Source organism: Clostridium sp. ETTB3 (assembly GCF_053571985.1).
Map to the genome: position 1 here is coordinate 1,675,741 of NZ_CP199832.1, position 12,913 is coordinate 1,688,653.

Here is a 12,913-nt window from a genome sequence, read left to right on the forward strand (position 1 = left end):
ACTCTTAAAAAGGTAATTTACCAAATAAACCTTTTTTGGACTTTTTAGTTAATGATTTCATTTGCCTCATTTGCTTTCTCATCATTTCATGTCCTTTTATGAGTTTGTTAACTTCTTGTAATGATGTACCAGATCCCATAGCAATTCTCTTCTTTCTTGATGAAGATCCTACTATAAGCTTTGGATTTTTTCTTTCCTTTGCAGTCATTGAATAAATTATTGCTTTAACTCTAGATAATTGTTTTTCACCAGCATCAAAGTCAATTTCCTTCATTTCCTTAGGAACTCCTGGTATCATATCTATAATTTTACTTAGTGATCCTAACTTTTTCATTTGCTCCATAGCTGTTAAGTAATCATCATAAGTAAAGTCATTTTCCATCATTTTTTGACCTAACTCTTTAGCTTCTTTTTCATCAATAGCTTCTTGAGCTTTTTCGATTAATGAAAGTACATCCCCCATACCTAATATTCTATTAGACATTCTATCTGGATGGAATATTTCAAAATCATTCATCTTTTCCCCAACACCAATAAACTTAATTGGTTTTTGAGTCATATGTCTAATTGATAAAGCAGCTCCACCTCTTGTATCACCATCAAGCTTTGTTAATATAACACCTGAGATATCAAGAGCTTCATTAAAGGTTTCTGCAACATTTACAGCATCTTGTCCTGTCATTGAGTCAACAACAAGTAAGATTTCTGAAGGATTAACTTCAGCCTTTACATCTTTAAGCTCAGTCATTAGTTCTTCATCTATGTGAAGTCTACCAGCTGTATCTATAATTACAACATTGTTTCCATTTTCCCTAGCATGCTTAATACCTTCTTTAGCAATTTGCACTGGGCTTATTTTATCTCCCATTTGGAAAACAGGAATGTCAATTTGCTTTCCTACAACCTCTAATTGTTTAATAGCTGCTGGTCTATATATATCACATGCAACTAAAAGAGGTTTCTTATTTTTATCTTTTCTTAATTGTAATGCAAGTTTACCAGCCATTGTGGTTTTACCTGCACCTTGTAATCCAACTAACATTATAATAGTTGGTCCTACGCTTGAGAAGTTGATTTTACTTTCGCTTCCTCCCATTAACTCAGTAAGTTCATCATTAACTATCTTGATTACTTGTTGAGCTGGAGTTAAGCTTTCTAAAACTTCACTACCTACACATTTTTCACTAACATTTTTAACAAAAGTTTTTACAACTTTGAAGTTAACATCAGCTTCTAATAATGCAAGCTTTACTTCTCTCATAGCTTCTTTTATATCTTTTTCGTTTAATTTACCTTTGCCTCTAAGTTTTTTAAACGTTTCTTGCAACTTATCAGCTAAACCTTCAAAAGCCATGGTAACCCTCCTATGCCTATAAATTTTCTAGTATTTCTTTATAACTTTCATAGTCCTCATGAGATAAAGAATATTTTTTATTGATATTTTCTAAAAAATCAATAATTTTCTTTTCCTTGTTAAAAGACCTTTCAAGCAAATTTAATTTACTTTCATAAGTTAGAAATTGTTTATAGCATCTTTTTATGAGGTCATGAATCGCTTGGCGACTTGTATTGTTTAATTCAGCAATCTCAGCTAAAGATAAATCTTCGTTGTAATATAGCTCCATGATATTTCTTTGTTTTTCCGTAAGTAATGAACCGTAAAAATCCATTAGCAACGAAATCTCAACTCTATCTTCCATGCCTATCACCTTACCCACACCTGTGATTTTAACAGAATGAATTTTAGGTGTCAAGTATTTTTACTTAACACTTAAATATTTTTTTCTTTCTCATTATAAAGTGCTAATTTTACTAACTTATGAACAAGTTTAGTACTTTCTTTTGTACCTATAGTTATTTTAATTACTAATATAACTTTTAGCAACAAGTTTTTTCAGTTTCAAGTTTCAAGTGACAAGTTACAAATTATTGTATAAATTCAGCTAATGCTGAATTTGAAAATATATTTTCAACAACTCCTAGCTAGTTTGTAATTTGTAGTTAATTTTAATATTCCTCAAAAAATTTCTTAAATCTATATTTTTCCAAAACCACCCTAGGAGTTTTCACCTTAACTTGCCACTTATTACTTGTCACTTGTTACTCACCATTAAAATAGTGCTTCTACAAAGCTTTCTGGATCAAATGCTTGTAAATCATCTATTCCTTCACCAACACCTATATATTTAACAGGTATGTTTAAAGTGTTTTTAATTGAAATTACAACTCCACCTTTTGCTGTTCCATCAAGTTTAGTTAATATTATTCCGTCTATAGGGCAAACTTCCATAAATTGCTTTGCTTGAATAACTGCATTTTGTCCTGTTGTTCCATCTAAAACTAATAAAGTTTCCTTATGAGCATCTGAAAGTTCTCTATCTATTATTCTATTTATTTTACCTAATTCATCCATTAAATTTTTCTTATTGTGTAATCTTCCTGCTGTATCACAAATAAGTAAATCAACACCTCTTGATTTAGATGCATTAATAGCATCAAATACTACTGCTGCTGGATCTGATCCTTCACCATGCTTAACTATATCAACTTTTGCTCTTTCACTCCAAACAACAAGTTGATCAATAGCACCTGCCCTAAATGTATCTGCTGCTGCAAGTAAAACTTTCTTACCTTCAGCTTTATTCATAGCTGCAAGCTTACCTATACTTGTAGTTTTACCAACACCATTTACACCAATTACTAAAATTACTTCCTTTTCAGCATTAGTATCATTTTCATTTTCACTACCAGCTTTCATCATTTCAGCAATTACGCTTTTTAATGCAGGTCTAACAAGTTCCACATCATTTATTTTTTCTTTTCTTATTTTATCTTTTAATTTTTCTATGATTTCCATAGTAGTATCCATACCTATATCAGCCATTATAAGTATTTCCTCTAATTCTTCATATAAATCATCATCAATAGATACAGCTAAATTTAAAGCTTCATTTATTTTATCTGTTAATGCATTTCTTGTTTTAGTTAATCCACTTTTAAGATTATTAAATAACTTTCCAAACATCTTAATTCCTCCTAATTATTAGACAAGTCTACTGATACCACTTTCGATATACCTTTTTCTTCCATAGTTATACCATACATTACATCACTAGCTTCCATAGTTCCTTTTCTATGTGTTATTACTATAAATTGAATATTTTCAGAAAACTGTTTTAAAAATTCTGCATATCTATAAACATTAGCATCATCTAAAGCTGCTTCAATTTCATCTAATATACAAAATGGTGTTGGCTTCATTTTTAAAATTGCAAATAATAATGCAATTGCAGAAAGAACTTTTTCTCCCCCAGACATAAGATTAATATTTTGAAGCTTTTTACCTGGTGGTTCAACATTAATAATAATATTAGAATTTAATATATCATCTCCACCTAAAATCAATTCTGCTTTTCCACCTTTAAATAATTCTCTAAAGGTTTCTCCAAAGTTTTCATTTAAAATTTTAAAGTTTTCTTTAAATACTTCTTGCATTTGAATTGTCATTTCTTCAATAACTCCAATAAGTTCTTCTTTTGCTTTTTGTAAGTCTAACTCTTGAGATGACATAAATTCATACTTTTCACAAACTTCATCATATTCAACTATTGCAGATAAATTTACTGTTCCTAAAGCTGCTATTTTTCCTTTTAAATTTGATATTTCATCTTTTAGTTCATTTACATCATAAACATCTAATGCTATTTCCTTAGCTTCTGCAAGTGTTAAATTTAATTCGCTATTTAATCTATTATATAATGATTCTTGTTCACTTTCTATTTTAGCATATTGTATTGCTCTTTTATTAAGTTCCCCTTCATCAATTCTTATAGCCTCAATAATTTCATTAGCATGAGTTTCTTTAACCCTATATTCATCTTTTATTTTTACTTTTAATACTTCATCTTCTTTAAAGATATTCTCAAGTTCAATTACTCTTTCTTCAATTGTTTTTAAACCATTGCTCTTTTTATTAATTTCTTGAGTTAAAGTTTTTATATTTTCTTTATTAGTAATTATTCCTGATTGTAATTCATTTATCTTTAAATTCTTTTCCTTAATTTCAAACTCCTTAGATGATAATTGAGCTTTTTGACCTTGAAGATTTCCTTCTAATGTAGCACTATTTACTTTTAAACTAACTAATAATTCTTTATGCTTTTCTCTTTCATTAATATTATTAGCTAATTGCTCTTCTATTGATTTTAACCTTTCTTTTCTTTCTACCTTCTTAAGGTCTAGTTTATTTAACTCTTCTTTTTTCACTTCTAGCTTTTCAGTTAAATATTTAATGTTGCGTTTATTTTCTTCTATATCTCTTTTAGATTTTTCTATACTCTTATTTAACTTTTCACCATCATTAATAAGACCTTTTACTTCTCCATCTAAAACTGTTAATTCAATATTTTTACTATGAATTTCTTCTCTTTTATTTAATATTTCATCATCTAAATCTTTTATTTTAACTTTTATTTCATTAAATACTGTTGCTTCACTATTATACTGCTCCTTAAGTTTTAAAATATTAGAAGCAAGTTCTTCAATTTCTCTTTTTCTTCCTAAAAGATTAGCATTTTTACCTTGAATACTTCCTCCAGTTAATGCTCCTCCAGGATTAATTACTTCACCTGTTAAAGTTACTATCTTATAATTATGTCTTCCTAATTTTGAAATATTAATAGCAGAATCCATATCTTCAGCTATAATGGTTCTTCCTAAGTTATATTCAATTACTCCCTTATATTTTATATCATATTTTAAAATATCAGATGCAACTCCAATATAACCTTTACTTTTTTGAATTTCTACTGGTATATCAATCCTTTTACCTTTAATTATATTCATTGGTAAAAATGTAGCTCTTCCAAGCCCTCTAGCTTTTAAATAAGATATTAAGTTTTTAGCATCATTTTCACTTAATGTAATAACATTTGATATTGCTCCACCTAAAGCTATTTCTATTGCAGTTTCAAATTTCTTTTCCACTTGAAATATTTCTCCAAATACCTTAATATCATTTACTCCTTGTACTCTGCCTTTTTCAATATGCTCCATTAAGTTTTTAACAGTTCTATTATATCCTTCATAATGCTTTTCTAAATTAGATAAAGTTGTATTAGTTGCTTCTGCTTCATTTATCCTTTTAGATAACACTTTAAGCTTATTATCTTGATTATTTAAATTAGAATGAGTTTTTGATAATTCTTTTTTTACTAAAATTACTTCCTCTTCTAATTTACTAATATCTTCCCTTGTATTTTTTAATTTCCACTTAAATTCTTCTATAGTTCCAACATTAATAGCTAAATTACCTTCTAAACTAACAAGTGATAGTTCTAAAGTTTCTTCAATTTCATTTTTATTTTTAATGTCCTTTTGTAGTAATTGAATATTATTGTTTATATCAGAATTCTTAGAAATTATTTCATATTCACTATTTTTAATAACTGATAATTCTCTTTCAGTTTTTTCTATTTTAGTTGTAATTTCATTTATTAAAGACTCTAATTGCTTTATTTCATCATTTTTATCTTTACTTTCTTGAAGTTTAAAATTTAAGCTTTCTTCTAAATCTTTCTTTTCACTATTTAACTTAATTAAAGAATCATTTAATCCTTGTATTTCTTTTTCTTCTTTTTCAATTAATAAATTAAAATTATTAATTCTTTCATTAAAAAGTTCTATATCTCTAGTATGATTAGAATACTCTTCTTTTTTACTATAATATTCTTCTTTTTCAAGCTTGTTTTTCTTTTCTAAGGATTCAATTTTTTCTTGAAGATTATTAAGTTCCTCTTTAAACTCTTTAAGCTTTTCCCTTTTTTCACCAACTATTTCTTGTTTCTTTTCTATTTCTCCTGATAATCCTTCAATATCAACAGATACCTTATTAATATAATTTACTAAAACTGAAACTTCTTTAACATTTAGTTCTTCTGCTAGTTTTTTATATTTTAATGCCTTTTCTTTTTCAACCTTTAATGGCTCTAATCTCTCTTCATATGTAGATATAATATCTCTAATTCTAACAAGATTATTATCAGTATTATCTAACCTTTTTTCTGCTTCTTCTTTTCTAGACTTATATTTTACAATACCAGCAGCTTCTTCAAGTAAAGCTCTTCTTTCCTCTGGCTTACCACTTAATATAGCATCTATTTTACCTTGTCCAATTATAGAATATCCTTCCTTACCTATACCTGTATCCATAAATAATTCAGTAATATCTTTTAATCTACATTTTTGATTATTAATTAAGTATTCTGTTTCACCAGATCTAAAAATTCTTCTAGTAACAGTTACTTCATTATATTCCGTTGCTAATTCACCATCTGAATTATCTAGAGTAAGAGATACTTGTGCAAGACCTAAAGGCTTTCTAAATTGAGTTCCAGCAAAAATAACGTCTTCCATCTTTCCACCTCTAAGATTTTTAACGCTTTGTTCACCTAAAACCCATCTTACTGAATCAGATACATTGCTCTTACCACTACCATTAGGACCAACTACTGCAGTTACTCCCTTTTTAAATCTTAATTCAGTTTTATCTGCAAAAGATTTAAATCCACGTATCTCAAGCGATCTTAAAAACATAAATCCACTGCTACTCGAAATATGGACAAACGTATCCATATTGAGATTTTTCCTTTTTCAACGTGACCTATTTTGTCTTGATAAACATAGACTACTTTAGTTTGATATATCACTCCAAAGGCGTAAATTCCCGACTTAGCCATCGGTACACATCTATAAAATTTATTTAAGCTATTTTATAGATTTTTGCATCTCTTAAATTAAGACTTGCATTATAATCTCTATCTTCAACATACCCACAATCACAATTAAAAATTCTATCTTTAAGTTTTAAATCTTTTTTTATAGAACCACATTTATGACATAGTTTACTTGAAGGATAAAATCTATCAACAATTCTTAATTCTATACCTAAGGCATTGCATTTAGTTGCTAATTTATTTCTAAATTCATTAAATTTTTGTTGTGCAACTGCTTTAGATAAATGCTTATTCCTCATCATTCCTTTAACATTTAAATCTTCTATCGTAATATAAGATGGTTTGTTTCTCACCACATTACTTACAACTTTATTTATATAATCAGTTCTTATGTTGTTAAGTCTTTGATGAAGTATTTGTACCTTAGCTATTTGTTTTTGGATATTTTGTCTAGTAGCTTCTCCCTTCTCTTTTTTATTTCTTAATTTTAAACTTTCATATTTCCTTGAAAGTCTTTTTTGCTGTCTTGATAATTTCTTTTCTAACTTCTTAACTCTTTGAGTTTTATTTATGTTTTTATAAATGATTTTATCGCTGCAAATAGCAAAATCTTTTATGCCTAAATCAATTCCTATACCTTGATTTGTATTTTTCTGTGAGATATTTTCTACATCTATTATTACAGACACATAATATCTATTTGCTTTCTTTGATACAGTTCCGCTAATAATTTTTGAGCCTATTGGAATGTAGCCATACTCCTTTAACCTTACGTTTTTTAATGTAGGTATCATTATTTTATGTCTATCCACTTTCCAATCGCCTTTATTACTCTTAGGAAAGTATAATTTAACATCACATTTATTTTTCTTTTTAAACTTAGGAAACTTAGCTTGACCTTTAAAAAACCTTTTATAAGCGATTTCGGCATTTTGTATAGATTTTTTTCTAGCTTTAGAACCACAATTATTTATCCAATAGTATTCATCTAAAACTTTGATTTCATTATTTATATACTTATCAAAATCATTGGCACTCATAAACACCTGTTTCTTATCAATGAATCCATTTTTGTATTTAGTATATAGTTGATTGTTCGTTGATAAATATTCATTATATAGCCATCTACAAACTCCAATACTTTGATTGATTTTCTGTATTTGTTTTGCTGTTGGTTTTATCTCCACTTTGTAGGCTTTTAGCAATTTCTTCATCCCTTTCTATCTTTTTCTTATATTTTCTTAATCCGTAGATTCTACAACTAAAAACATGTAATATTGAAATTATATCTTGAACTAATTCTTCTTTCGGTGAAAGCAATTCGTTATTTACAACTATTATTTTCACATTATATTTACTCAAAAATCGTTCAAACCAATCATATCCAAAGCGAATAAACCTATCTTTATGAGTTACTATAATAGAATCAACTTTATTTTCCATGCAGTCTTCAATAAGTTTATTCCATTTTCTACGATTGTAATTCAATCCACTACCTATATCTTCAATTATTTCATCTACTATTATTCCTTTGGAAGATGTAAAGTTTAAAAGAAATTCTATCTGATTTTTTAAATCATCTTTTTGCCCATTAGTAGAAACTCTACTATAAATAATCGTCTTTCTATCATTATCAGAACCATTGATGCCTTTAAACTCTAAATACTGTTCGTAAGTATAATATCTTCTGTCTGTTGGTGTTCTTTTTGCCTTTAATATGTTTTCTCTATCCCAACGTTGAAAGGTTTTTACACTCACTCCAAGTAATTCAGCAAAATCTTTTGGTTTGTAATTTGTTATGTGTTTACTGTTCATTAATATCATTCCTTGGGCACATATTAACACTTTTAAACACATTCATCAGTATTTTAATTGACTATATATTCCTCCTTATCTAATAAAAATAGCTGGTAATAACCCAATTATAAATGCAACAAGCATAAATATTGTAACTATATAAATCATCTTTTGCCTTGTTTTTGCTTTCATAAAAACACACTCCATTCTATCTTTAGTTTATATTAAAGCTACATAAATATCAATAAAGCAATGACAAGATTCAAAAGGTATTATAAAAGTTTATTTATCACTTTCCTATACTCATTTGCCCCTTGTCATATAAATTTTATAAATTTAAATTTTAAACTCGTCTCTTTTTTCGATAATAGTTAATTTAAGCTTACCTCTTTTAACTTTCTTATTAATATGTACATAAGTTTTACCACTTCTATTACTTAAAAACTTATTAAAATAATACTTTTTATTTGCATATAATTTACTAATATCTTTTTCATTAACTTCAATAATAACATCTTTTTCATTTGGACACTTTATTTGAAGATTTTCACATATTAAATGACCTTCAACTAACTCCCTAAATGATGGATGAAATGGACCTGATACTATATCCTTACCTATAGTTATAGTATCTGTTGGCTGTAACCCTATTCTTATAACCTTTATTTTTGCTTCATTATATAATTTTAACATTTCTCCTGAAATATATACTGCATCATCTAATGAATAAGGATTATAATCACCTCTATTATACATATCTTCCATAGGAGTATCTTTAATAACTAATGATGGATATATTCTACAAATATCCGGTTTCATTGCTATAGATTTTTTAGCACTTTCAATATCTATTTCAAAGTTATCTCCAGGTAATCCTGGCATGATTTGATGTCCTAAAACAAAACCAGCTTCCTTTATTAATTTTGATGCTTTTTCAACATGCTCTATAGAGTGCCCCCTACCTGATTTTCTTAATACTTCATCATTTAAAGATTGTACTCCAAGTTCTATAATATCTACACCATATTCTTTTAAATAACTTAAGATATATGGAGATATAGCATCTGGTCTTGTTGATAATCTTATTTTATTTATTAAACCCTTTTGTTTATATTCCCTTGCAACTTCTAATAACTCCTTTTGTTTAGCAACATTAATTGCAGTAAAAGTTCCTCCAAAAAATGATACTTCAACTGTTGCACCTTTATTAAATGTAGGCAAATATTCCTCAATAGTATTTCTTACATCACTTGCAAACACTTCTTCATATTTTCCTGCAATCCTATCTTGATTACAAAATACACATTGATGTGGACATCCCTGATGAGAAATAAATATAGGAATAATATAGTAATTTTTACTCATTTTCACCCTCCAAAATCTCTAATGCTGCTTTTGCTGCATTTTGTTCAGATTCCTTTTTGCTATATCCTTCACCGTATGTTAACTCTTTACTATCAATAATAAGCTTTGTATAGAACTTTCTTCTATGAGGAGGTCCCTCAAATTTAATAAGTTCATAAATTATTGATACTTCTCCATTCTTTTGAAGATATTCTTGTAATCTAGTCTTATAATCTAAAATAATATCATTATTTATAGCTTTCTTAATTATATCTTCAAACCTTCCAATTATGTAATCCTTAGTGAATTCTAATCCCTTATCTAAATATATAGCTGCTATTAATGCTTCAACAGCATCAGCAATTAATGAAATTCTTTCTCTTCCTCCAGTTAACTCTTCACCTTTACTCATTCTTAAAAGATATCCTAAATTAAGAGATTTTCCTATTTCATGTAATGAATTTTCACAAACTATTAAACTACGAATCTTTGTTAATTCACCTTCACTTTTATCTTTATAATTTAAAAATAAATATTCAGTTATACATACTTGAAGAATTGCATCTCCTAAAAACTCAAATCTTTCATTATACTCTTCATCTCTATGTTGATTAGCATATGATGAATGAGTTAAAGCTGTAAGTAATAATTTAGGTTCATTAAATTTAATGCCTATTATTTCTTCTGCTTCTTTCATATAGAAATTATTCATTTTGTACACTCCTTCAAGTTTATTCTTCAACTTGCTTACAAAAAACAAATTCAAGAATAAACTATTTGTTAATTTTGTTTAAAGTAAATTATAACATAAAATCCCGCAAATTCCGCGGGATTTTATTTATTCTTCAACATGCTCTTTTACATATTTAACTACATCACCAACAGTTACAAAGCTCTCAGCATCTTCATCTGGAATTTCCATATCTAATTCGTCTTCTAATGCCATGATTAATTCAACGATATCTAAAGAGTCTGCATTTAAGTCTTCTAAAAATGATGAATCCATAGTAATTTCGTCTTCATTAATGCTTAATTTATCTGCAATGATTTCTCTAACTTTCTCAAACATTCTTTCACCTCCTAAACACACCCATTTAGATAATATTATATATTTTTATTACAGTCAATATACATTGTTTATATTTATTATGAAAATAAATTAAACATTAATTTTTTTCACTAATATATCGTTAAATAAATATTTTTTAAGCTCTTAATTCTAATTGTTCTTTTATTTTATCTAAAACTTTATTATCATAAAATTGTTTACTTTGTCTTATAGCATTTTTAAATGCTTTTCCATCAGAACTTCCATGAGCTTTAATACAAATACCATCTACACCTAAGAAAGGTGCTCCACCATATTCTTTATAATCAAATTTTTTCTTTATATCTTTAAATACAGGTTTTAATAAAAGCGCACCAATTTTTGCAGTAAATCCTGAAGATAACATTCCATCTTTAATTATATTTAATACAGTTGATGCTGTACCTTCATACATTTTTAATACTGTATTTCCTGTAAATCCATCACAAACAAGAACGTTTGTATCTCCAGATGTAATATCTCTTGGTTCTACATTACCTATAAAATTAAGACTTTTTTCATTTTTTAATAATTGATATGTATTTTTCGTTAAATCATTACCTTTTTCTTCTTCAGCGCCTATATTAACTAGTCCAATGCTAGGATTCTCTGAATTTAACACACCTTTGTAATATTCTTTACCCATATGTGCAAATTGCAGTAAATATTCTGGTTTACAATCTACATTTGCTCCAGCATCTACAACTATGAACGGACCATTTTTTCCTGGCATAATAGGAGTTAAAGCTGGTCTTTTAACACCTTTAATTCTCCCTACTATAAAATTACATCCTGCTAAAAATGCTCCTGTACTTCCTGCTGATAATACTGCATCACACGTTTTATCCTTAACAAGGTTTAAAGCTTTACACAAACTTGAGTCCTTTTTCTTTCTTATAGCCATAACTGGATGCTCATTAGTGCTTATAACTTCCTTAGCATCTACTACTATTATTTTATTTCCAGTATATCCTTCTTTAGTTAACTGTTCTTTTATAATGTCTTCTGGGCCAGTAATATAAAATTCTAAGTCATTATATTCATTTAATGCTTGAATTACACCATTAATAACAGCTTGTGGTGCATTATCTCCACCCATTCCATCTATAGCAATTCTCACTTATTTTCACCCCTTTATTTCTTTATATATAAAGAAAAGAAAGTCATATGACTTTCTTTTATTCTTCAGTTGAAGCAACTACTTCTTTACCTTTGTAGAATCCACAGTTCTTACAAACTCTGTGAGCCATCTTCATTTCGTGGCATTGTGGACATTCAACTATTCCTGGTAAGCTTAACTTAAAAGTTTGAGCTCTTCTAGAATCTCTTTTTGCTCTATATGTCTTTCTAGCTGGATTTCCCATTATTACACCTCCTTATTCCCCAAACAACTCTCTAAGCTTTGCAAGTCTAATGTCAACATCATAATCTATACAATTACAATTTTCAACATTTTTGTTTACACCGCATTCAGGACATAATCCCTTACAGTCTTCCTTGCAAAGTCTTTTGATAGGTAAGGTTGAAATAATACAATTTTCAATAACTTCGGTAATATTTATCGTATCACCATCCACAAACATTATTCCTTCATCTTCAAGATCAGGATTGTTTGTAAACCTTTCTTCTATATCAATATCTATTGGATAGATAAAGGTATCTAAGCATCTCGAACAATTTAACTTTAGCTTTGTTTTTACAGAAGCCTCTATTAATATAACATCTTTTTCAGATATTCCAAGCCCTTCAACATTAACATTTTCAATTGCTCTTATTTCTTCTCCTTCGAATTCAAAAGGTTCTAACTCAAATGACAAAGATATTTCTTTTTTTCTATTTTTTTTAGATAATAAATCTGAAAAATTAATAACCATATCTTATGCTCTGGATATTCTCCTCATACCTTAAAAGGTACATTATACAATATGTATAGCTCGAGCAAAGCTTATTT

14 protein-coding genes are annotated in these 12,913 nt (G+C 27.8%); all 14 read right to left on the reverse strand.

Annotated elements, in window-relative coordinates; translation table 11 throughout:
- Positions 1–4 precede the first annotated feature (4 nt).
- The 14 genes from ffh to ACUN06_RS08340 all read right to left on the reverse strand — a co-directional run bounded on the left by ffh (position 5) and on the right by ACUN06_RS08340 (position 12,779).
- Entirely contained in the window at positions 5–1,354 is a 1,350-nt protein-coding gene (gene ffh, locus ACUN06_RS08275) for a signal recognition particle protein (RefSeq protein ID WP_449389613.1), read from the reverse strand.
- A gap of 16 nt (positions 1,355–1,370) precedes the next feature.
- Positions 1,371–1,700 carry a putative DNA-binding protein gene (locus tag ACUN06_RS08280; RefSeq protein ID WP_294126246.1) on the reverse strand — a complete coding sequence of 110 codons (330 nt, stop codon included), beginning with the start codon at positions 1,698–1,700 and terminating at the stop codon, positions 1,371–1,373.
- A 410-nt stretch (positions 1,701–2,110) separates the two neighbouring features.
- The gene (gene ftsY, locus ACUN06_RS08285; protein WP_291731618.1) at positions 2,111–3,025 is read right to left on the reverse strand and encodes a signal recognition particle-docking protein FtsY; all 915 of its coding nucleotides are present in this window, start codon (positions 3,023–3,025) and stop codon (positions 2,111–2,113) included.
- An 11-nt stretch (positions 3,026–3,036) separates the two neighbouring features.
- The gene (gene smc / locus ACUN06_RS08290; RefSeq protein ID WP_449389614.1) at positions 3,037–6,594 is read right to left on the reverse strand and encodes a chromosome segregation protein SMC; all 3,558 of its coding nucleotides are present in this window, start codon (positions 6,592–6,594) and stop codon (positions 3,037–3,039) included.
- Positions 6,585–6,737 (reverse strand): hypothetical protein, encoded by a 153-nt coding sequence (locus ACUN06_RS08295; protein WP_449389615.1) that lies wholly within the window; start codon positions 6,735–6,737, stop codon positions 6,585–6,587. The genes smc and ACUN06_RS08295 overlap by 10 nt, the downstream gene beginning before the upstream one ends.
- Positions 6,738–6,760: 23 nt before the next feature.
- Positions 6,761–7,939, reverse strand: a complete 1,179-nt coding sequence (locus ACUN06_RS08300) for an RNA-guided endonuclease InsQ/TnpB family protein (protein ID WP_449390262.1) — start codon at positions 7,937–7,939, stop codon at positions 6,761–6,763.
- Positions 7,860–8,534 (reverse strand): IS607 family transposase, encoded by a 675-nt coding sequence (locus ACUN06_RS08305; RefSeq protein ID WP_449390263.1) that lies wholly within the window; start codon positions 8,532–8,534, stop codon positions 7,860–7,862. The genes ACUN06_RS08300 and ACUN06_RS08305 overlap by 80 nt, the downstream gene beginning before the upstream one ends.
- A 90-nt stretch (positions 8,535–8,624) precedes the next feature.
- The gene (locus ACUN06_RS08310) at positions 8,625–8,723 is read right to left on the reverse strand and encodes a DUF4044 domain-containing protein (protein ID WP_449389616.1); all 99 of its coding nucleotides are present in this window, start codon (positions 8,721–8,723) and stop codon (positions 8,625–8,627) included.
- A 144-nt stretch (positions 8,724–8,867) separates the two neighbouring features.
- Complete coding sequence (locus ACUN06_RS08315; RefSeq protein ID WP_449389617.1) at positions 8,868–9,896, reverse strand: elongator complex protein 3; 1,029 nt, start codon at positions 9,894–9,896, stop codon at positions 8,868–8,870.
- A complete protein-coding gene (gene rnc / locus ACUN06_RS08320; protein WP_294367560.1) occupies positions 9,889–10,587 on the reverse strand; it encodes a ribonuclease III in 699 nt (232 codons plus the stop codon). The genes ACUN06_RS08315 and rnc overlap by 8 nt, the downstream gene beginning before the upstream one ends.
- Before the next feature lie 126 nt (positions 10,588–10,713).
- Positions 10,714–10,944 carry an acyl carrier protein gene (acpP, locus tag ACUN06_RS08325; protein ID WP_291731663.1) on the reverse strand — a complete coding sequence of 77 codons (231 nt, stop codon included), beginning with the start codon at positions 10,942–10,944 and terminating at the stop codon, positions 10,714–10,716.
- Between the two features lie 136 nt (positions 10,945–11,080).
- Entirely contained in the window at positions 11,081–12,082 is a 1,002-nt protein-coding gene (gene plsX / locus ACUN06_RS08330) for a phosphate acyltransferase PlsX (RefSeq protein ID WP_291731612.1), read from the reverse strand.
- Between the two features lie 58 nt (positions 12,083–12,140).
- Positions 12,141–12,326 carry a 50S ribosomal protein L32 gene (gene rpmF / locus ACUN06_RS08335; RefSeq protein WP_005213472.1) on the reverse strand — a complete coding sequence of 62 codons (186 nt, stop codon included), beginning with the start codon at positions 12,324–12,326 and terminating at the stop codon, positions 12,141–12,143.
- A 12-nt stretch (positions 12,327–12,338) separates the two neighbouring features.
- Positions 12,339–12,779 carry a YceD family protein gene (locus tag ACUN06_RS08340; protein ID WP_449389618.1) on the reverse strand — a complete coding sequence of 147 codons (441 nt, stop codon included), beginning with the start codon at positions 12,777–12,779 and terminating at the stop codon, positions 12,339–12,341.
- Positions 12,780–12,913 lie beyond the last annotated feature (134 nt).

Bases quoted from the DNA above. Each gene is read 5' to 3' on its own strand.
- ACUN06_RS08315 (WP_449389617.1), bottom strand. From the start codon at position 9,896: ATGAGTAAAAATTACTATATTATTCCTATATTTATTTCTCATCAGGGA.
- ftsY (WP_291731618.1), bottom strand. From the start codon at position 3,025: ATGTTTGGAAAGTTATTTAATAATCTTAAAAGTGGATTAACTAAAACA.
- smc (WP_449389614.1), bottom strand. From the start codon at position 6,594: ATGTTTTTAAGATCGCTTGAGATACGTGGATTTAAATCTTTTGCAGAT.
- rpmF (WP_005213472.1), bottom strand. From the start codon at position 12,326: ATGGGAAATCCAGCTAGAAAGACATATAGAGCAAAAAGAGATTCTAGA.
- acpP (WP_291731663.1), bottom strand. From the start codon at position 10,944: ATGTTTGAGAAAGTTAGAGAAATCATTGCAGATAAATTAAGCATTAAT.
- ACUN06_RS08310 (WP_449389616.1), bottom strand. From the start codon at position 8,723: ATGAAAGCAAAAACAAGGCAAAAGATGATTTATATAGTTACAATATTT.
- rnc (WP_294367560.1), bottom strand. From the start codon at position 10,587: ATGAATAATTTCTATATGAAAGAAGCAGAAGAAATAATAGGCATTAAA.
- ACUN06_RS08280 (WP_294126246.1), bottom strand. From the start codon at position 1,700: ATGGAAGATAGAGTTGAGATTTCGTTGCTAATGGATTTTTACGGTTCA.
- ACUN06_RS08295 (WP_449389615.1), bottom strand. From the start codon at position 6,737: ATGGCTAAGTCGGGAATTTACGCCTTTGGAGTGATATATCAAACTAAA.
- ffh (WP_449389613.1), bottom strand. From the start codon at position 1,354: ATGGCTTTTGAAGGTTTAGCTGATAAGTTGCAAGAAACGTTTAAAAAA.